Annotated in this window: 15 protein-coding genes; 8 read left to right on the top strand and 7 right to left on the bottom strand. The window is 59.6% G+C overall.

The window, feature by feature from the left end:
• The first annotated feature begins 430 nt into the window (after window positions 1–430).
• Window positions 431–1,078 carry an MliC family protein gene (locus tag EAH74_RS27940; protein ID WP_140682888.1) on the top strand — a complete coding sequence of 216 codons (648 nt, stop codon included), beginning with the start codon at window positions 431–433 and terminating at the stop codon, window positions 1,076–1,078.
• A 237-nt stretch (window positions 1,079–1,315) separates the two neighbouring features.
• Here the strand turns inward: EAH74_RS27940 and EAH74_RS27935 are convergent, their stop codons facing one another.
• From EAH74_RS27935 to EAH74_RS27910, 6 genes are all read right to left on the bottom strand, one after another.
• Complete coding sequence (locus tag EAH74_RS27935; RefSeq protein WP_140682885.1) at window positions 1,316–2,500, bottom strand: patatin-like phospholipase family protein; 1,185 nt, start codon at window positions 2,498–2,500, stop codon at window positions 1,316–1,318.
• A gap of 100 nt (window positions 2,501–2,600) precedes the next feature.
• Entirely contained in the window at window positions 2,601–3,065 is a 465-nt protein-coding gene (locus EAH74_RS27930) for a MaoC family dehydratase (protein WP_140682882.1), read from the bottom strand.
• 13 nt (window positions 3,066–3,078) lie between these two features.
• Window positions 3,079–3,810 carry a hypothetical protein gene (locus EAH74_RS27925; protein ID WP_140682879.1) on the bottom strand — a complete coding sequence of 244 codons (732 nt, stop codon included), beginning with the start codon at window positions 3,808–3,810 and terminating at the stop codon, window positions 3,079–3,081.
• Window positions 3,811–3,876: 66 nt separating this feature from the next.
• Window positions 3,877–4,977: an AI-2E family transporter gene (locus EAH74_RS27920; protein ID WP_140682876.1), complete on the bottom strand. Its 1,101-nt coding sequence runs from the start codon at window positions 4,975–4,977 to the stop codon at window positions 3,877–3,879.
• A gap of 78 nt (window positions 4,978–5,055) precedes the next feature.
• On the bottom strand, window positions 5,056–5,691 hold the full coding sequence (locus EAH74_RS27915) for a response regulator transcription factor (protein WP_008146422.1): 636 nt from the start codon (window positions 5,689–5,691) through the stop codon (window positions 5,056–5,058).
• A 4-nt stretch (window positions 5,692–5,695) separates the two neighbouring features.
• Window positions 5,696–7,972: a PAS domain-containing sensor histidine kinase gene (locus EAH74_RS27910; RefSeq protein WP_140682873.1), complete on the bottom strand. Its 2,277-nt coding sequence runs from the start codon at window positions 7,970–7,972 to the stop codon at window positions 5,696–5,698.
• 230 nt (window positions 7,973–8,202) lie between these two features.
• On the opposite strand from EAH74_RS27910, the gene EAH74_RS27905 reads away from it, so the two are divergent.
• From EAH74_RS27905 to phaR, 6 genes are all read left to right on the top strand, one after another.
• Window positions 8,203–9,825, top strand: a complete 1,623-nt coding sequence (locus tag EAH74_RS27905) for an acyl-CoA synthetase (protein WP_123363998.1) — start codon at window positions 8,203–8,205, stop codon at window positions 9,823–9,825.
• Window positions 9,826–9,949: 124 nt separating this feature from the next.
• The gene (locus tag EAH74_RS27900; protein ID WP_123363997.1) at window positions 9,950–10,276 is read left to right on the top strand and encodes a DUF485 domain-containing protein; all 327 of its coding nucleotides are present in this window, start codon (window positions 9,950–9,952) and stop codon (window positions 10,274–10,276) included.
• A complete protein-coding gene (locus EAH74_RS27895) occupies window positions 10,276–11,946 on the top strand; it encodes a cation acetate symporter (RefSeq protein WP_140682870.1) in 1,671 nt (556 codons plus the stop codon). Before EAH74_RS27900 ends, EAH74_RS27895 begins: the two co-directional genes overlap by 1 nt.
• 64 nt (window positions 11,947–12,010) lie before the next feature.
• Window positions 12,011–13,783 carry an acyl-CoA dehydrogenase C-terminal domain-containing protein gene (locus EAH74_RS27890; protein ID WP_140682867.1) on the top strand — a complete coding sequence of 591 codons (1,773 nt, stop codon included), beginning with the start codon at window positions 12,011–12,013 and terminating at the stop codon, window positions 13,781–13,783.
• Between the two features lie 129 nt (window positions 13,784–13,912).
• Window positions 13,913–15,181 (top strand): OprD family porin, encoded by a 1,269-nt coding sequence (locus EAH74_RS27885; RefSeq protein WP_140682864.1) that lies wholly within the window; start codon window positions 13,913–13,915, stop codon window positions 15,179–15,181.
• A gap of 204 nt (window positions 15,182–15,385) precedes the next feature.
• Window positions 15,386–15,934, top strand: coding sequence for a polyhydroxyalkanoate synthesis repressor PhaR (phaR, locus tag EAH74_RS27880; RefSeq protein ID WP_123363993.1), 549 nt, complete (start codon window positions 15,386–15,388; stop codon window positions 15,932–15,934).
• A gap of 35 nt (window positions 15,935–15,969) precedes the next feature.
• Here phaR and phaP read toward each other — a convergent pair whose 3' ends face one another.
• Window positions 15,970–16,539 (bottom strand): TIGR01841 family phasin, encoded by a 570-nt coding sequence (gene phaP / locus EAH74_RS27875; protein WP_140682861.1) that lies wholly within the window; start codon window positions 16,537–16,539, stop codon window positions 15,970–15,972.
• A 255-nt stretch (window positions 16,540–16,794) separates the two neighbouring features.
• Between phaP and EAH74_RS27870 the strand changes: the two genes are divergently transcribed.
• Entirely contained in the window at window positions 16,795–19,368 is a 2,574-nt protein-coding gene (locus tag EAH74_RS27870; RefSeq protein ID WP_140682859.1) for a DUF3141 domain-containing protein, read from the top strand.
• Window positions 19,369–19,380: the final 12 nt, after the last annotated feature.

The following is a 19,380-nucleotide window of genomic DNA, read 5'->3' as shown; positions in this document are numbered from 1 at the left end:
CGGCCGAGGAAGATCATCTACCAATGATCAGATTATGTGAAGTATTTTTTATTAATAACATTTTTTAACATGCCCTGCGGATCCTCGGTAATCCCATACGTGATCTGTAGCAGCTGTCGAGCTTGCGAGGCTGCGTCCGGCTGCGCAGCAGTCGTAAACCCTGAGCGCGCGGTTTTCCTGATACACCGCATTGCCTGATTTCACGACTGCTGCGCAGCCGGACGCAGCCTCGCAAGCTCGACAGCTGCTACAGAGCCGGACGCAGGCTTCGACAGCTGCTACAAGGCATGCGTTTCTGCGCCCGGCGGTGTGGCAAGTTTTGAGCACTGACTTACACTGCGATACACCCAATGCGAACGAATCAATGTTCAACAGATCGATAGGTTCCATGGCAATCCGGGGATCACGTAATGATCTGGGTGAAGCCAACATGAAAACGGTCACGACCCTTTTCACCTGTCTGCTCGCTGCCAGCGTTTGCGCGGCGACGAGCACCTGCGCAAATGCTGCGTCGTTCAAGACCAGCTTCGACTGCGCCACGGCAAGGGCATCCGTCGAAAAGCTGATCTGCCGCGATTCGCAACTGGCACAGATGGATATCGAATTGACGCGTCTTTATCGCCTGGCGCTCACCGATGAACGTTCAGTACCGCGGCCAGACAAAATCGTGATCGACCAGCAGTTCTGGATCGACTCCCGTAATCAGTGTGCGTCCACGTCTGAGCCCAAGGCGTGCACGATCCGAAGTTATGCCGAGCGCGCGCACCAGCTACGCCAAGGCTCGGCCATTGTGAGAACCAAGGATCCAGACCGGCTCACCGAAGGCCCATTGGTTTTTCGTTGTACTGGGTTTAACGCACTGATTGCCGCCACCTTCTTTAACACGCAGCCAGGTGTCGTGTACCTGAAATGGGCGAGCACCTCGATCACCCTGAGCCAGGTGCCGAGTGAGTCGGGAACCCAATACACCGGCAAGGATTCCCAGGGAAACTACCGCTTCTGGCAAGACGGCAACGGGGTGATTTTCCAGAAGCCAGGCTCGGGGGCAATGAGTTGTACGGCTGAGCCGGTCAGCTGATTTCTCTGGGGCACGTCCGGAAAATCAAGCGTCGCTATTCCGATATTTCAGCCGCGACACTTCTGTAGCAGCTGCCGAGCTTGCGAGGCTGCGTTCGGCTGCGAAGCAGTCGTAAAATCAGTCATTGCGGTACGTCAGGCATACCGCGTCAGCCGGATTCACGACTGCTACGCAGCCGAACGCAGCCTCGCGGGCTCGGCAGCTGCTACAAAAGTGTCGCGGCTGGCCGGCCCTCTTTCACGTACTCGGCGATTTATGCCACGGATAGCCTTTCGCACTGAGTTCAAAGGCGTAATCGAACAAGCGCTTCATGTACTCGCCATCAAATCTATGATTGCGAGAAATATCAAAGTCGGAGCCGATGTACGCCAGATTGAAGTCCGCGCCATCCTGCTGTGCAATTCGGTAAATTCGATCCAGATCGCTGATCCCCTGAGTCTGGATCAATGCGCTGATGGCGCGACCGCCGATGCTCAAGGTGCGACGCTTGGTTCCGGACCACTGCAGCTCCAGTTTGCCGTTGCGAATGACATAAAAATGCCGTTCATCACGCATACGCGCCCCGGTCACGCGGTTCAGCGCCATCACGGTGCCGGGTGGGTAAAGGAACACCTGAGTCAGGACGCCTCCGTCCACGTGCATTTCCTGAAACTGTTGTCCGTCAACCTCCACGTCGATCATGACGGGTGAGACGGCGCCGGGAATACTCATCGAGGCGATCATGATGTTGCGAAACAGGTCGAGCGCGCCGGATGCCTGGCTGGAGGCAATAGCGCCCATGTTCCAGGTGACCGGGCGTCCTGAATCAAGGTCAGTGGTGCCGATCATCAGAAGACGTCCTTTGGCGTATTCCGACGCGATTGCCGCAAGGACCTCGGTAGTGATGTGCTGTGCAATGAGCCGCGACAGTGGCTTGCTATGCGCCATACCATCGCTGGCAAGACGGGTCAGCATGTTGCGCGGATGGAAAATGTCTTTTGGACCGACTGCATTGCAGATACCCAGAATGACACCGTCGTACTGAGGCCCCAGGTAGGCAAACGGGGCGACCAGGGCGCCAGCGCTAATGCCGGTGACGACTTTGAACACGGGTCGAGTCCCATGCAGGGTCCATCCCGCAATGATGCCCCCCGCGAATGTGCCTGCATCGCCGCCCCCCGAAACGGCCAACATGCTTGCCAGCGGCAGGGTGTCGTTGGGCAGCCCTGCGCTGGTGAGCGCCTCGGCTTCTCGAAGGTTGGCCTGACTCACATCCCGAATGAACGGCGTCAGATCCTGGTCCAGCCAGTAGCGAGCATCTGGAATGCCAGGGATGAGCGCTTTTTCCGTTAACGTTGGCGGCACCGCATCACGGCGTTGCAGGCACGCTTGACGCAACATGTTCAGCGTTGAGGCGCTAGGCCTGAGCAGGAATGTTTTCAAAACGCCTCCTCCGCCCCCTGCAATCGACAAAGAACGCGCTCAATGCAACGGCAAGACGCCTTGCCGATCACGCACGTTCCACACACCCATGACTACTTTCTCAATCAGGCGCCGGTCTTCTGAAGACCAGCAGTTTGCCGGTGGCTCGCTGCACGACCTTATCGTTTTGATTGAGTGTTTCCATGAACAAGGTCACCACGCCCCGCTCCGGCTTGGAGCTGGACGGCTCGATGGCCTGCACGGTGCATTGCAGACGCAACAGATCGTCTGGGTAGGTCGGCGTCGGCCAGCTCAACTCGATGCCCAGGCCTATGATCCCGTCAGCCAATGGCACGCTTTCCACCAACAGCTTCATGGTCAGGGCGGCGGTGTTCCAGCCACTGGCTGCCAGACCACGGAACAGGCTCAGCTCGGCGGCTTCAGGATCGAGGTGAAACGGTTGCGGGTCGAACTCCTGAGCAAAGGCCAGCATCGACGCTCGATGGACACGCAGGCTGTCGCTTTCGAACTGCTGACCCAGGCTCAGGTCATCGAGGTAGAGCTTTTCCCAGGAATGGATGGTCATGATTCAACCCTCTTCAGGCGTAGCTGATGTCGCTGAGGTCGATAGCCACCAGCACGTCATTCCTGTCGGCCCAGCCGTCATCCCCGCGTCGATAGGCACGCCGTTTGCCGGGCATGCGCAGCCCGTCTGCTTCAACGTAGTCATGAACATACTGCGCGGCAGGCAGGCCACTACTCACGTCCACGTTGTAGTCATGTCGACGAAGCAGGAAGCCCTCGCCGAAATAGAAATCCTGCACCGCGCAGTGGGTGGCGATGTTCTCGGGAAAGGTCACCTGCAATCGTCGCCAGCGCTGTGTTCCCTCTTGCCAGGGCTCGGCTTCCTCGGTCAGGACACCCGGCAAGGTGAACAGGAAAGGCATGGTCAGGTAGGACCAGAGCGCGTAACCGTTGAAGTACGCTCGCTGAAGTGGATCCCAAGGGGTTGTTTCCCCGTGACCGCGAAAGGATTCCCGGGGCGCTGATCGCTCGGCAATCACCTTGCCCTCGGTGGTTTCGATGGCGATGCGGTCTGGCGTGTAGGCCGTCCGTTGATCAGGCCCACCGAATGGCATCACCGAAGCGCGCTGTTCATCCAGCCAAACGGTCATCTGCCGGGGTGCGTTGTCCTGCGTCAGCCCTTTCATGCCCCATAGCGAGCCGCCGGTCACGATCGTGGCGCGAACTTTACTGAAGTGGTTCCAGCGTTCCAGACCACCATGGGCGATCAGCACCTGGTCCAGCAGTTGATGATTCTGTGCAGTCATGGCGGCAGCCCTGCTCGTCAGGACGAGTGGCCTGAACACCTTTTATGCTAGCGCAAGCCCGGGCAGTCATAACGTCGGCGAGACGTCCGGTCTGTTCTGCGGCTGATCCTCCACCCATTGCCAGAACAACTGATAGCCGACCGCAAGCACCACCGGGCCGATGAACAGACCGAGGATACCGCTGGTGACCATGCCGCCCAGGGCACCGATCAACACCACCGGCATCGGCACATCGACACCGCGCCCCAGCAGCAAAGGCTTGAGTACGTTATCCACCAGGCCGGCAACGAACACATAGATGGCAAAAACAATGCTCGCCGTACTGGCCCCTTCGGTGGCGAACACATACGCAATCACGGGCACTGTAATCAGCGTCGCCGGTAATTGCATGATGCCGAGCAACAGCACCGCCAAGGCAAGCAGGCCGGCGCCGGGAACGCCCTTGACCACGAAACCGAGGCCGACCAGCAGCATCTGGATGAAGGCGATGCCGACGACCCCCAGCGCCACCGCACGAATCGTAGCGGTACACAGTTCGGCAATTTTCGGTCCTTTGCCCGGACCGCTGATGCGGGACGCGATCTGTATCGCACTGCGCGTGCCGCTCTCGCCATAAGCCATGAAAATGCCGGCGATGATCAACGCAAAGATAAAGGTGAGGAACCCCATGCCGACGCCGGCGAGTTTGCCCAGAAAGCCGATGCTGAATTGCTTGATCTGCGGCAGGTACTTCGCTGTCAACTCGGGAAGATCGGTTGAGGCCTGCAGCCATATAGCAGAGATAGGCTTGCCCACTAAAGGCCAGGCAGCGACTGAATCGACGGGGGGCGGAATATGGAAGTTGCCGTCCTTGACGATGGTCCTGGCCTGATCGATCGAATCGACCAGGGAGGTGCCCAACAGATAGACCGGCACCATGAGAACAACGATGGCGAAAAGCACGATCAGCGTCGCAATGAGCCCTTCTTTGTGGCCCAGCGGCCCCCGGAGCCGCTGTTGCAGCGGGTAAAGGGTGATCGCCATAATCAGCGACCACAGCATGAGGTCGCGGAACGGGCTGAAAATCTCAAAGCAGAACAGCACCAGTACGGCAATCAACCCGGCACGGATCAAAACATCGAGCAGACTGCGTGTGAACGCCTTCTCGGGACTGGATGTGGGCACCATTGCTGCCTCCTTGCAGATCGCTGCAGAGGGATGAGATCGGTTAGCCCAGCATAGACGCTCAATGGAAAACGTGAGCAATCACCGCAGCTTCAGCGGATCAACCAGTTCAGCGGCGATGGCCATGCCCACCAGGTCCGGCAAGGTATTGGCCTGCATGCGTTTCATCACCCGAGAGCGATACAAGTCGACGGTTTTTGCGCTCACGCCCAGTTGTTCAGCGATTTCACGGGTGGTGTAACCCTGGACCAGCGGCAGCAAGACATCGCGCTCCCGTGGGGTCAATGTCAGCAAGCGCGCCTGCAAGGCTTCGTGCCCCTGATTGCCTGAACGGTTTGCCGCGCAGTTACTGAGTGCCTGTTGCACGCTGTCCAGCAGCAGTTGCTCGTTATAGGGCTTCTCGATGAAGTCATGGGCACCCGCCTTGAAGGCGCGGACCACGATCGGCACATCCGCATGCCCGCTGACGAAAATGATCGGCAGGTTCAGTTCACGTGCGCGCATTTCTTCCTGCACGTTCAGACCGCCCATGCCGGGCATGCGAACATCGAGCAGCACGCAGGCATCGAGCGTGGCATCACAAGCATTGAGAAACTCCACGCCACTGGTAAACGGCAAGGCTTTAAGCCCTACCGATTCCAATAACCAGACCGTTGAGTCGAGCATGCCTTGATCGTCGTCGACCACATACACCACGTGCTCCGTCACACCTGCCATTACGTTATTCCTGTTGTTGTTTTGTTGGGCCGGCCAGCGGCAAGCGGCAGCACATGAGCAGCCCGACAGGTTGGCGTCGGGCCTGCAATTCGCCACCGAAACCTTCGATGATGCTGCGGCTCATGGACAAGCCAAGTCCCAGGCCATCGGCCTTGCTGGTATAGAACGGGGTAAATATCTGCTCCAGTTCGGGCTCGCTGACGCCCGGTCCCTGGTCTTGCACACTGATTTCCACGGTTGCACCACCGCCCTGCCCCGCAGCCATCACGATCAGCGAAGGTTGCCCCGGATGTTGTTCGCGGTTGGCGTCGATGGCATTGCGCAACAGATTGAGCAGGACCTGCTCCAGCAGCACCCGGTCGGCATAAATCGGCGGCAGATTATCCGGCAGGCGATCCTCGATTGTCACTTGGCAATTGCTCGCTTCCCAGGCACACAAGCGCACGGCCTCGCGGGCGACGTCGGTGAAATTCAGGGCTTGCATCCGGCGTTGTCCCTTGCGCAGAAACGCGCGCAAACGTCTGATCACTTCTGAAGCATGCGTGGCGTGATGGGTAATGCGCTCCAGCCCTTGCGCCACTCGGGCGGCGGCTTGGGGATTGGAATCCAGCGTCTGTAAATAGCGCTGGCTGGCGTTGGCGTAATTGACCACCGCCGCCAACGGTTGGTTGATTTCGTGTGCGATGCCCGAGGCCAACTCACCCAAGGTGACCAACCGCGCGGTGTGCGCCAGTTCGTCCTGATGGCGACGCTGTTGCACCTCACGCAGTTCACGCTCGGTCATGTCCCGTGCAACCAGGGAGTAATAGCGTTCACCGCCGGCCGAACGGTGCGCCAGCAGCACCAGCGACACCGGCACTGAAGTGCCGCCTCCTGGTGGCTGCAATCGTGCATCGGTGCTCCAGACACCGTCGCGTTCGGCGCTGTTCCAGCCATCACGCTGCAGACGTGCCAGGTCGGCGCTGCCGAACAACGCCGCCAGGGCTGGCATCGGTTGTTGCTCGTCGATCCCGAGGATGCGCCGGGCCGCTGGATTGAGGTAAGTGACTTGCCCCTCGGGGTCGATGAACAACACGGGATCGGTGTTGGCCTCGACGACTTCCGCCAGGCGCCGCTTGTTCTCCTCGGCCTGCACACGGGCGGTAATGTCCCGGGAGACACTGACCACTTCGACCACCGCCCCGGTGTAGGTTTCACGAATCGCCCGGCTGGCGGTTTCAAACCACAGGTAATGCCCGTCGCGATGGCGAATGCGATAGGTCATCGTGTGATAACCGTCCTGCTCCAGGGCATCCCGCGCGCGCTGCACCAGGCTGGCCAGGTCCTGACCATGGAACAAACCCTGGGCCATTTGCCCGCGCAACTCCTCAGGCCAGTAGCCGAGCAATGTCCAGGACGCCGGCGAGGCATCGAGAAAGCGCCCGTCCGGTGTGTGTCGGGAAATCAGGTCGGTGGTGTTCTCGATGATCAGCCGGTACAACCGGCGTGCCGTGGCTGCTTCACGCTCGGCCAGCACTTGCGCCGTGGCATCGCGGCAACGGGCGAGCACGCGGTTGTCCTGGGGATCGGGGATAAACGTCCAGATCAGGATCTGCGCTTCAAACTGGGCTTCGACCCCTTCGATGGCGCGTTGCTGGTCCAGGCAGGCGCGTACCAGCACCCGGTGATTCACCGGCAAAAAGCCCAGCACATCGGTCAGCGGTTTTTCGGCCAGCAATGCCAGCAGCGCCGCGTTGAACTCCAGCGGTCGGCCCTGGGCATCGAGCAACAGACTCGGTTGCGGATCGTGGCCCAACAGCGGCGAGCCGCGCAGCATACCGTTGACGCTGCTCAGCAACGTTGTGAGCAAGTCCTGCACCCAACCCAGCCAATCAAGACTCACGCCCTCGCACACTTCCACCAGCAACAACCCCGGCTGCCCCGGTTGCAAGGCCAGATCAAACACCTGGCCATGGCTGATAGCGGCCCGGCGCAGTCGCCCGGCCAACCAGCAATCGAGTTGACGTACTTGAGCCAGATCCAGCCGACCCGCTTCGACCAGCCGATTAAACAGCAGCTGATCGCTGGCCAGCGAAGGGTCGCCCAGCCCCGGTGGAAAATGCTGGGCAGCGCCCTCGTGGCTGTAAATCCGCGCATTGGCCTGCCAACTCAGATAAACCGCGCGGCGCACCTCGGGGCAATCCTGCAGCGCACGGCACAACGCATCGGCCCGGGCGGCCAGAGACACACCCTCGCGCTGCAGGCGCAACCAGCTGTGCAATCGAACGGGAGTCAGGGTCATCACAGGTCCGCTTCGTTGGGGGAGCCAAGGATATACCGACCTTGGCGGTGTGACTGTATTGATTTAGACCAGTCAGAATCAAATATAGTACATGTCCTATATGACGTAGGTTGTACTTCCATATCGGTAGCTGAATGTTATATAAAGCAGGCCGGACATAAAAGGCGCCCTCAGCGGCTACGCTGCAAGGTCACCTATAGAGCTAACAATCAGCCACCGAGTACCCGTACATGTCGATCTATGAACAAGGGCTAGGCCCTGCGGCTGTCAATCATATTGCCTTGTCTCCGCTCAGCTTCATCGAGCGCACCGCCAGCGTTTATCCAGACTACCCCGCCGTCATCCATGGCTCTATCCGCCGCACCTGGGCGCAGACCTACACCCGCTGCCGCCGTCTGGCTTCGGCGCTGGCCGGTCGCGGCATCGGCAAGAACGACACGGTGGCGGTGATGCTGCCCAACATTCCCGAGATGCTTGAAGTGCACTTCGGCGTGCCGATGATCGGCGCGGTGCTCAACCCGCTCAACGTGCGCCTGGATGCCGAAGCCATTGCCTTCATGCTGCAGCATGGCGAAGCCAAGGTGCTGATTACCGACCGCGAGTTCCATGATGTGATTCACGCGGCGATCGGCATGCTGGATCACCCGCCGCTGGTCATTGACGTCAATGACCCGGAATACGGTGAAGGAAAGGCTGTCAGCGATCTGGACTACGAAGCGTTGTTGGCCGAAGGCGATCCGGCCTTTGCCTGGCAGTGGCCCGATGATGAATGGCAAGCCATCTCGCTGAATTACACCTCAGGTACCACCGGCAACCCTAAAGGCGTGGTTTACCACCATCGCGGTGCGTACCTGAACTCGTTGGGCAACCAGATGACCTGGGCCATGGGCAACCACCCGGTGTACCTCTGGACCCTGCCGATGTTCCATTGCAACGGTTGGTGCTACCCGTGGATCATCACGGCCATGGCCGGTGTGCATGTGTTCCTGCGCCGTGTCGATCCGCAGAAAATCCTCACGCTGATCCGCGAGCATCAGGTCACCCATTTGTGCGCCGCGCCGATCGTGCTCAATGCCTTGGTCAACATGCCGGAATCGGCGAAAGCGGCGATCGATCACCCGGTCAACGCGATGGTCGCCGGTGCCGCGCCACCGGCCAAAGTGATCGGTGCCGTGGAAGAAATGGGCATCAAAGTCACCCACGTGTATGGCCTGACCGAAACCTATGGTCCGGTGACGCTCTGCGCCTGGCATGCCGAATGGGATGAGTTGCCGCTGGACGAGCGGGCGCAAATCAAATCCCGTCAGGGCGTGCGCTACCCGACGCTCGAAGGCGTGATGGTTGGCGATTCGAAGACACTGGAGCCGACCCCGCGAGATGGTCAGACCATCGGTGAGATCTTCATGCGCGGCAACACCGTGATGAAGGGCTACCTGAAGAACCCGACCGCTACGGCTGAAGCGTTCGAAGGCGGCTGGTTCCACACCGGCGACCTGGCGGTGTGTCATCCCAACGGTTATGTCGAGATCAAGGACCGACTCAAGGACATCATCATTTCCGGCGGCGAGAACATTTCCACCATCGAACTGGAAGGTGTGCTCTATCGCCATCCGGGTGTGATGGAAGCGGCCGTCGTCGCCCGTCCCGATGAGAAGTGGGGCGAAACGCCCTGCGCCTTTATCACGTTGAAGGCCGATCACCAGGACGTTCGCGAGGCCGACATCATCAGTTTCTGCCGCGAGCATCTGGCCGGTTTCAAAGTCCCGCGCACTGTGGTTTTCACCCTGCTGCCGAAGACTTCAACCGGCAAGATCCAGAAGTACGTTCTGCGCGACAGGGCTAAAGCGCTCTAACCCGAACCAACGTTGTACCCGTCAAGCGGCAGGTGCCTTTACCTGCCGTTTCGGGCTCGTGCACGCCGGATTCGGCGCTGCCCTGCCCCCACACACTGATAACAAAAACAATGTGGAGCCACCCATGATCGACATCCATTCAACCGATACCCAACGCTGTGAACGCATTCGGTCCAACCCGAAATTCATTCAATTGGTGAGCAGCCGTTCGCGCCTGGCCTGGTCGCTGAGTGCTGCAGTGCTGGGCACTTACTACGCGTTCATGCTGGTGGTGGCGTTTGCCCCACAGTGGTTGCATGCGCCGCTCGCCGAGCATCGGATGTTGACCCTGGGCATGCCGGTTGGCGCGGCGATCATCATTTTTTCCTGGCTACTGACCGGTTGGTACGTCTACAGCGCCAACACCCGCTTCGATGCACTGGGCGCCGCCATTCTCGAGGAGAGCAAGTAATGAACCTGCTCCGTAAACTTCTCCTCGCCGCTGCCGGGCTCTTGCCGGCCTCCGTTGTACTGGCTGCGCCCGCGCTGGGTGTGGTGGAAAAACAGCCGCTCAACCTGCATGCGATCGGCATGTTCTTCGTCTTCGTACTAGGCACGCTGGCCATCACCTGGTGGGCCGCGCGGCAAACCAAATCCACGTCGGACTTCTACACCGCGGGCGGTGGAATCACCGGGTTCCAGAACGGTCTGGCGATTGCCGGCGACTACATGTCCGCCGCCACGCTGCTGGGGCTGTCCAGCCTGGTGTTCGCCAAGGGTTATGACGGCTTCATCTATACCATCGGCTTCTTCGTCGGCTGGCCGATCATCACCTTCCTGATGGCCGAGCGTCTGCGCAACCTGGGACGCTACACCTTTGCCGACATCGTGTCCTATCGACTGGACCAGAACAAAGTGCGGATCTTCGCCGCGTTTGGCTCGTTGACGGTGGTGTGCTGCTACCTGATCGTGCAGATGGTCGGTGCCGGTCAGTTGATCAAATTGCTGTTTGGTCTCGACTACCCGGTTGCGGTAGTAATCGTCGGCGCACTGATGCTGGTTTACGTGATCTTCGGCGGGATGATCGCCACCACCTGGGTGCAGATCATCAAGGCTGTGTTGCTGCTGGCTGGCGGCACGACCCTGGCGTTCATGGCCATGTCGCAGTTCGGCTTCAGCTACGAAACCCTGGCCACCAAAGCCGTCGAAGCCCATGCCAGCGGCTGGAACATCATGGGCCCCGGTTCAATGCTCGCCGACCCGATCAACACTGCTTCAATGTCGCTGGGACTGGTGTTCGGGATTGCCGGTCTGCCGCACATTCTGATGCGCTTCTTCACCGTGCCTAACGCCAAGGAAGCGCGTAAGTCGGTGTTCTACGCCACCGGTTTCATCGGTTTCTTTTTCCTTGTTGTCTGCACCCTGGGCTTTGCCGCGATGGTGATCATCGGCACCGACCCGCAGTACTACGTCAATGGTGAAGTCGGCGGCGCCTTGATTGGCGGCGGCAACATGGTCGCCATGCACCTGGCCAAAGCGGTCGGTGGCAACCTGTTCTTCGGTTTCCTCTCGGCCGTGGCCTTCGCCACCATTCTTGCGGTGGTTTCCGGGCTGGCCCTGGCCGGTGCCTCGGCGATTTCCCATGACCTCTACGCCACGGTGTTCAAGAAAGGCAAAGCCAGCCAGAAACAGGAAATGCGCGTGACCCGCATGGCCACTGTCGGCCTGGGCATCATCGCGATTCTGCTGGGCATTCTGTTCGAGAAGATGAACGTCGCGTTCCTGGTGGGCCTGACCTTCGGCATCGCCGCGTCGACCAACTTCCCGGTGCTGATCATGGCCATGTACTGGAAAGGCCTGACCACCAAAGGCGCGATCATCGGCGGTTTCGCCGGCCTGATCTGTGCGCTGGTGCTGGTGATTCTCTCGCCAGCCGTCTGGGTCACCGTGCTCGGCCATGCTCACGCGATCTTCCCGTACGACCACCCGGCGCTGTTCTCCATGCCGCTGGCGTTCTTCGTGATCGTCGTGGTGTCGAAACTCGACCGTAGCGTGCGGGCCGACAAGGAGCGTGACGCTTACGCCGACCAGTTCGTTCGCGCCCAGACCGGCCTCGGTGCTGCCAGCGCTTCCAGCCATTGATAGAAAGGGCACGGCCTGCTCATGCGGCGCCGTGCCCATCGCACAACCTTTCGAGGTTCACGTTATGCCCGAATTCAACGCCCCGCTGCGCGACATGCGCTTTGTGCTGCATGAAGTGTTCGACGCCCCTGCCCTGTGGGCACGCCTGCCAGCCCTGGCCGACAATGTCGACGCCGCCACCGCCGACGCCATTCTTGAGGAGGCGGCCAAAGTCACCTCGCACCTGATTGCGCCATTGAATCGCAGCGGCGACGAGGAAGGCGCCCAGTGGGTCGATGGCCAGGTCAGCACGCCAATCGGTTTCAAACAGGCTTATGCCACCTACATCGAAGGCGGCTGGGTGGGCCTTTCCGGTAACGCCGATTTCGGCGGCATGGGCATGCCGAAGATGCTCGCCGTGCAGTTCGAAGAAATGCTCTACGGCGCCAACTCCAGCTTCGCGCTGTATTCGGCGTTGAGTTCCGGTGCCTGTCTGGCGCTGGATGCCCACGCCAGCGACACCCTGAAAAACCTCTATCTGCCACCGATGTACGAAGGCCGCTGGGCCGGTTCCATGTGCCTGACCGAAGCCCACGCCGGCACTGATCTGGGGATTATCCGCACCCGCGCCGAACCCCAGGCCGACGGCAGTTTCAGCATCACCGGCAGCAAGATCTTCATCACCGGTGGCGATCAGGACCTGACCGAAAACATTGTCCATCTGGTGCTGGCCAAACTGCCGGACGCACCGGCGGGACCGAAAGGCATCTCACTGTTCGTCGTGCCCAAAGTGCTGGTCAATGCCGACGGTTCCCTCGGCGATGCCAACGCCGTGAGTTGCGGTTCGATCGAACACAAGATGGGCATCAAGGCCTCGGCCACCTGCGTGATGAACTTCGACGGCGCCGGTGGCTGGCTGGTCGGCGAAGCCAACAAAGGTTTGGCGGCGATGTTCACCATGATGAATTACGAACGCCTGTCCATCGGTATTCAGGGCATTGGCTGCGCCGAGGCGTCCTATCAGAGCGCCGTCGCCTATGCACGTGAACGTGCTCAGAGCCGCGCGCCGACCGGTGCTACTGCTCCAGACAAAGTGGCTGACCCGATCATCGTCCACCCCGATGTGCGCCGCATGCTGCTGAGCATGAAAGCCATGACCGAAGGTGGCCGCGCATTTGCCAGTTATGTCGGGCAGCAACTGGACCTGGCGAAGTTTTCCGATGACGCCGAGGAACGCGACAGCGCACAGACGTTGGTCGCGCTGCTGACGCCAGTGGCCAAGGCGTTCTTCACCGACACCGGCCTCGAAAGCTGCATCAACGGCCAGCAAGTGTTCGGCGGCCATGGCTACATCCGTGAATGGGGCCAGGAACAATTGGTCCGTGACGTGCGCATCGCGCAAATCTACGAAGGCACCAACGGCATTCAGGCCCTGGACCTGCTTGGACGTAAAGTGCTCGCCGACAAGGGCTTCGCTCTGCGCCAGTTCACCGGTGAGATCCGTCATTTCGCCCATCAGCCTGACGCGCCCTACTCTGCTCAACTGTTCGATGCCGTGCAGCGTCTGGAGGACTTGAGCGACTGGCTGCAGGACCAGGCCGCGACCAATCGCAACGAAGTCGGCGCCGCTTCGGTGGAGTATTTGCACCTGTTCGGTTACGTCGCCTACGCCTGGCTTTGGGCACGCATGGCACAGGTTGCCAAGCAAAAGCGGCACGAAGACGAAGGGTTTTATGGCGCGAAAATCGCCACCGCCGACTTCTATATCCACCGCCTGCTGCCGCGCATTTTGAGCCTGGAGCAATCCATCCGCGCAGGCAGTGCCTCGTTGTTTGGCCTGAGCGCCGAACAGTTCTAACGATTGAACCGCACGCGGCGCCACGCTCCTATCTTTTTGGCGTCCGCGTTTTTTTATTGATAAGCCCTCGCCCACCTGGCGAGGGCCGCGGGACCTGTCTTTCCATAATAAAAACAAAGGAGCTTCACCATGGACCGCAATACCCGCACCCTCGCTACCCGACTGTTGCTGGCCGGCGGCGTCATCAGCCTCTCGGCCCCCGCCGCTGCGGACTTTGTCAAAGACAGCAAGGCCAGCCTTGAGCTGCGCAACTTCTATTTCAACCGTGACTATCGCCAGGACAACGCCGCCCAATCCAAACAAGAGGAATGGGCCCAGGGTTTCCTGCTGCGCTATGAATCGGGATTCACCGAAGGTTTGATCGGTGTCGGTTTCGATGCCATCGGCCTGGTCGGCGTCAAGCTCGATTCCAGCCCTGATCGCGCAGGCTCCGGCCTGCTCAAACGTCACAGCGACACGAGCAAAGGTGCGCAGGACGAGTACGGTGAACTGGGCCTGACCGCCAAAGTGCGTGCCTCGAAAAGCACACTGAAACTCGGCACACTGCTGCCGAAATTGCCGACGGTACTGGCCAACGATTCACGGCTGTTGCCACAAACCTTCAAGGGCGGTCAGTTGACGTCGCTGGAACTCGAAGGCCTGACGGTGGATGCCGGGCGACTGACGCAGGTCAATCAGCGCGACTCCTCGGATTACGAGGACATGGGCATCACCCGCACTGGCGCCAAGGGCATCACCACACGTCATCTCACTAGCGACAGCTTTGATTTCGCCAGCCTGAACTATAAATGGACCAGTAACCTCGCCACTGGCTACAGCTACGGTCACCTCGACAATTTCTACAGCCAGCACCTGGTCAACCTGACCTACGTGTTGCCGGTGACGACGGGGCAGTCGCTGAAGACGGATCTGCGCTTTGCCCGTTCAACGGATGATGGCGGCAGCAATGTCGATAACAACGCCATTGGCGCGATGTTCACCTATAACCTCGGCGGGCATGCGTTGGGCCTGGGTTATCAAGGCATGAGCGGCGACACGGGCTACGCCTACATCAACGGCACCGATGCCTTCCTGGTGAACTTCGTACAGATCGGCGACTTCGCCAGCAAAGACGAAAAATCCTGGCAGGCTCGCTACGACTACAACTTTGCGGCCATCGGCGTTCCGGGCCTGACCTTCATGACCCGATACCTCACCGGCGACAATATCGATCTGGGCGGTAACCGCCCAGAAGGCAAGGAATGGGAACGTGATACCGACATTGGCTATGTCGTGCAGAGCGGGCCGCTGAAGAATGTCGGGGTGAAATGGCGTAACGCGACGGTTCGCTCGACCAACTTCGGCAGCGACCTGGATGAAAACCGCCTGATCGTCAGCTACACCCTGCCGATCTGGTAAGTCAGTTCTGGTTGCACAAAGGGGGACTCGCTTGACGGCGCAGTCTCCTTTTTGCTGCTGAATTTGTGCTGTGATGGCGGGCCTCTTCGCGAGCAGGCTCGCTCCCACATTTAACCGCATTCTCATGGGAGACTCGGTCAAGTGTGGGAGCGAGCCTGCTCGCGAAGGCGGCCTCAAAAACACCAATGATGATTGTAGGTTAAGATGCCTGCAAACCAGGCCCGCCGCGAGACGCCCCGCATGACTGATACCACCCCCCGCCTGATCAAGAAATACCCCAACCGCCGACTGTATGACACCCATACCAGCAGTCATTTGACGCTGGCGGACATACGCCAGTTGGTGGTCGACAAAATTGCCTTTCAGGTGGTCGATGCCAAGAGCGGCGAGGATCTGACGCGCAGCATCCTGCTGCAAGTGATTCTGGACGCCGAAAGCGGCGGTGAGCCCATCTTCACTACCGAAATGCTGATGGGGATTATCCAGTTCTACGGACCTTATCAGGGCGTACTCGGCAGTTACCTGGACAAGAGCATTCAGACAGTAATCGACGTTCAGTCCCAGACCGGCGCGCAGTCGTCCGAGGCCTGGAGCGACTTCATGCATCAACAGGCCCCGGTGATGCAGGACCTGATGCGCCAGTATGTCGACCAGTCGAAGGCGCTGTACCTGAACACCCAGAACCTGTTTGGCATGTTCGGCGGCAAGCCGGATACCAAAAACGGGCCGAAAAAAAATGGCGATGGGGAATGAACCCATCGCCATTGGTGCCGCTGATCTAATGTGACTTACTTGTTACCGCTGGTAGCCTTGGCGCTTGCTTGCGGCGCAGCTTTTGCGGCTGCGGCAGTGGCTGCTTCGAAATTGCTTTGAGCGGCTTCGGAAGCCTGTTTCACGGCTTTCTGTGCGCTTTCAAATGCTGTACCGACATTTGCCAGACCCGACTTGAACGCTGCCACAACAGGCTCGGAGCCGGCTGGTGCATTCTTGCTGATGGTTTCAACGAACTCTTGCACCTGTTGGGTGCCCGCTTCGACCTGGCTCGAGGTCAATTTGGCGATGTCCGACTGGGTACCGACGATCAGTGCTTGAACCTGACGATTGAATTCGGCCAGACGTTCGGTCTGCGCGCTCGGCTGGGTGAAAGAAGCCTGCAGCTCGGCGAAACCTTGTGGATCACGGACGGCCAGCAGTTTGCGAACACCTTCGAACTGCTCTTCGGAGGTGTCACGCAGGGCCTTAAACTGCAGCTGGCTGAGCTGTTCAACGCTGGCGAAGACTTTGCCGCTGATTTGCTGCAAAAGGTCGAGGTTGGCTTTCTGGGCGGCTTGCAGTTTTTCCGAATTGAAAAAAGACATGCTTGAATCTCCTGGTACTGGAAGGCCCTGATGGACCAGAGGACGCGATAGCGATCCGGCCAGTCATCGCGTTAGCCTTGATATTGCAGTGCACAAAACTATTTGGCAACGTCTATTTTTGTGCGGTGCAAAATAAACTTTGCTAAAGCCCTCCTTGTTAGCTGTAAACTCCTGCTCATCGAATGGCCAGGCTAGCCCTCTTTAACTAAAGGGGTCTGATGGGCCGGTTCCCATGCACAGCGTCAGGAGATCACGATGGGTCAGGAATTAAATATTGCGCTGCAAGATGAAGAGTTCTCCGAACCCGCCGGCTTGTTCGAACACCTGAATCATCTGCAACGCCTCAATACCCGCAACGTCCTCGACGCCATGCAGAAGCGCCAGGCAAAAACCTTCGCGCCTTTAAGCCTTGGGCAACTCCGACAGCCAACGCCTGCTGACTGGCAGGAATACTTCACGGACCTCGGCCAACGCAGCGTGTTGTTCTGGGACACCTTGCGTCAGCGCGGCGACAACACCCTGGCCCACGAACGCGCCGGGTATCCGCTGCTGCTCAAGTTCAATCATGAAACGCTGGTCGCCGGTGAAGACCTGCCCCGCCCGGTCAACTATTCGTTGTTGCAAATCCTCGGCGGCCCCGGTCAACAGATCGACAGCAAAAAACAGCCGGTGATCATCATCGACCCCCGCGGCGGTCACGGCTCGGGCATCGGCGGTTTCAAACAGGATTCGGTCATCGGTGAAAGCCTGAGAGCCGGCCACCCCACCTACTTCATCTCCTTCAGTCATTCGCCCCGCCCTGGGCAAACCCTCGCCGATATCACCGAAGCCCAGGCGCGGTTCATCGAAGTCGTCAGCGCCCGACATCCCGACAGCAGCAAACCCGTGGTCATCGGCAACTGCCAGGCGGGCTGGGCGTTAATGGGCCTCGCGGCCACCCGTCCGGAGCTGCCGGGGCTGATCATCGTCAACGGTGCGCCGTTGTCGTACTGGGCCGGCGTCAATGGTCGCAATCCGATGCGCTACACCGGCGGTTTGCTGGGCGGTGGCTGGATGGCACGCCTGGGAAGCGACCTGGGCAATGACCGTTTCGACGGCACCTGGCTGGTCAGCAATTTCGAAAACCTGGACCCGGCCAACACCTGGTGGGGCAAGTACTACCACTTGTTCAGCGAAGTCGACAGCGAGGCCGCCCGCTTTCTGGATTTCGAACGCTGGTGGGGCAGCCCGACCCTGCTCAATGGCGAAGAGATCGAGATGATTGTCGACGACCTGTTCATCGGCAATCGGCTGTCCGGTGGCCTGGGCCGCAAGAGCAGCGGGCTTGACCTCAAGCTGATCGAAGTGCCGGTGGTGGTGTTCTGTTCGTACGGTGACAACATCACCTCCCCGCAGCAGGCACTGGACTGGATCACCGATGTGTATCCCAGCGATCTCGCGTTGCAAAACGCCGGACGCACCATCGTTTACCTGCGACACGCGAGCATCGGTCACCTGGGCATCTTCGTGTCCGGTGACGTGGCGCGTCGCGAGCACCGTGAGTTGCTCGGTGCGGTCGATGCGATCAATGCGCTGTCAGCCGGGCTGTATGAAATGCTGATCGAAGACCTGCCGGAGCATTCGGCGACGCCGTATGCCGTGCGTTTCGAACGCCGGCGTATCGCCGACATCCATGGCCAGGTGCAGCCGCCCCGCGATGACGATCGCGAATTTGCGCTGGTCCAGCGTGCGTCCGATATCAACAACAGTGTGTACGACGAATTCATACGTCCGTGGTTGCGTCAGCTGATCAACGAACCGAGCGCCGAAATGCTGCGCCGGGCCCACCCTTTCCATCAGCAGCAGGTGGCCTGGAGCAGTTTGAACCCGGCGCTCTGGTGGCTGGCAGGCAGTGCCGCCCAAGTGAACAAGGATCGTCACCCCGCCAGCCAGACCAACCCGTTGCTGGTCTGGCAGGAACTGTTTTCCAACCAGGTGCAGGACACTTTGAACGGCTATCGGGATCTGCGCGATGCGGCTCAGGAAATGTGTTTCTACGGCGTGTATGGCGTACTCAACAGCCTTACCGGCAATGCACCCGGGCGAAATCTGCAGGAACATGCCGAGCAGCACGACAAGGTTTTGATCGAGCGCTTGCAGGATGCCCTGCCCCTTGGCGGCCTGATGGAAGCCTTGATACGGATCCTGTTCCTGTTGGGCCGCGACAGCGACGAGCCGGGCAAGGAAAGCGTCGAAAAATTGATCCTGCAACTGCAAGTGTTGCTTCAGGACTACAGTGCCGAGCCGCTTGATTTGCGCGAAACCCTGCGCCTGCAAAAACTGCTGGTCGCTACCCATCCGCAAGAAAGCCTGCACAGCCTGCCCTTGATGCTTGTCGAGGTCGAAGAACGCCAGCAAGTGTTGGCGGCCGTCGCCAATTTGCTGCCGGAATTGCTGACCAGCGGCGCAGACAACCTCTTCTGGCGTGAGCTGCACACGCTGCTTGACGTGCCGCTGCCAGGTTTCAGCCTGACCCAGCCACCCGGTGAAGCCGATGCCATCGAAGAGAAAGTCCCGGTGGTAGCCCCAGAGCCAATCAAGCAAAAAATCCCGGCGGTAACCCCAGAGCCAATCAAGCAAAAAGCCCCGGTGGTAGCCCCAGAGCCAATCAAACAGCAAGCCCCGGTGGTAGCCCCAGAGCCGATCAAACAGCAAGCCCCAGCAGTAACTCCTGAGCCAATCAAGCAGAAAATACCCGCAGTGACCCCAGACCCCATCGCCAAGGTTGCGAGTCCAGTGCGCAAACCTGCCAAGGGCAAGAAAGGCGTGAAAAAACCTCCGGTGAAATAACGTTAAACGCCG

This window comes from Pseudomonas mandelii (assembly GCF_006438925.1).
Lineage (GTDB): Bacteria > Pseudomonadota > Gammaproteobacteria > Pseudomonadales > Pseudomonadaceae > Aquipseudomonas > Aquipseudomonas mandelii_C.
Note: the sequence above shows the minus strand (reverse complement) of the source record. Positions and strands in the feature narration are given on the sequence as shown.

Excerpts from the sequence above, each read along its gene's own strand:
- EAH74_RS27940 (WP_140682888.1), top strand. The coding sequence starts at position 431 with ATGAAAACGGTCACGACCCTTTTCACCTGTCTGCTCGCTGCCAGCGTT.
- EAH74_RS27930 (WP_140682882.1), bottom strand. The coding sequence starts at position 3,065 with ATGACCATCCATTCCTGGGAAAAGCTCTACCTCGATGACCTGAGCCTG.
- EAH74_RS27925 (WP_140682879.1), bottom strand. The coding sequence starts at position 3,810 with ATGACTGCACAGAATCATCAACTGCTGGACCAGGTGCTGATCGCCCAT.
- EAH74_RS27920 (WP_140682876.1), bottom strand. The coding sequence starts at position 4,977 with ATGGTGCCCACATCCAGTCCCGAGAAGGCGTTCACACGCAGTCTGCTC.
- EAH74_RS27915 (WP_008146422.1), bottom strand. The coding sequence starts at position 5,691 with ATGGCAGGTGTGACGGAGCACGTGGTGTATGTGGTCGACGACGATCAA.
- EAH74_RS27910 (WP_140682873.1), bottom strand. The coding sequence starts at position 7,972 with ATGACCCTGACTCCCGTTCGATTGCACAGCTGGTTGCGCCTGCAGCGC.
- EAH74_RS27905 (WP_123363998.1), top strand. The coding sequence starts at position 8,203 with ATGTCGATCTATGAACAAGGGCTAGGCCCTGCGGCTGTCAATCATATT.
- EAH74_RS27900 (WP_123363997.1), top strand. The coding sequence starts at position 9,950 with ATGATCGACATCCATTCAACCGATACCCAACGCTGTGAACGCATTCGG.
- EAH74_RS27895 (WP_140682870.1), top strand. The coding sequence starts at position 10,276 with ATGAACCTGCTCCGTAAACTTCTCCTCGCCGCTGCCGGGCTCTTGCCG.
- EAH74_RS27890 (WP_140682867.1), top strand. The coding sequence starts at position 12,011 with ATGCCCGAATTCAACGCCCCGCTGCGCGACATGCGCTTTGTGCTGCAT.
- EAH74_RS27885 (WP_140682864.1), top strand. The coding sequence starts at position 13,913 with ATGGACCGCAATACCCGCACCCTCGCTACCCGACTGTTGCTGGCCGGC.
- phaR (WP_123363993.1), top strand. The coding sequence starts at position 15,386 with ATGCCTGCAAACCAGGCCCGCCGCGAGACGCCCCGCATGACTGATACC.
- phaP (WP_140682861.1), bottom strand. The coding sequence starts at position 16,539 with ATGTCTTTTTTCAATTCGGAAAAACTGCAAGCCGCCCAGAAAGCCAAC.
- EAH74_RS27870 (WP_140682859.1), top strand. The coding sequence starts at position 16,795 with ATGGGTCAGGAATTAAATATTGCGCTGCAAGATGAAGAGTTCTCCGAA.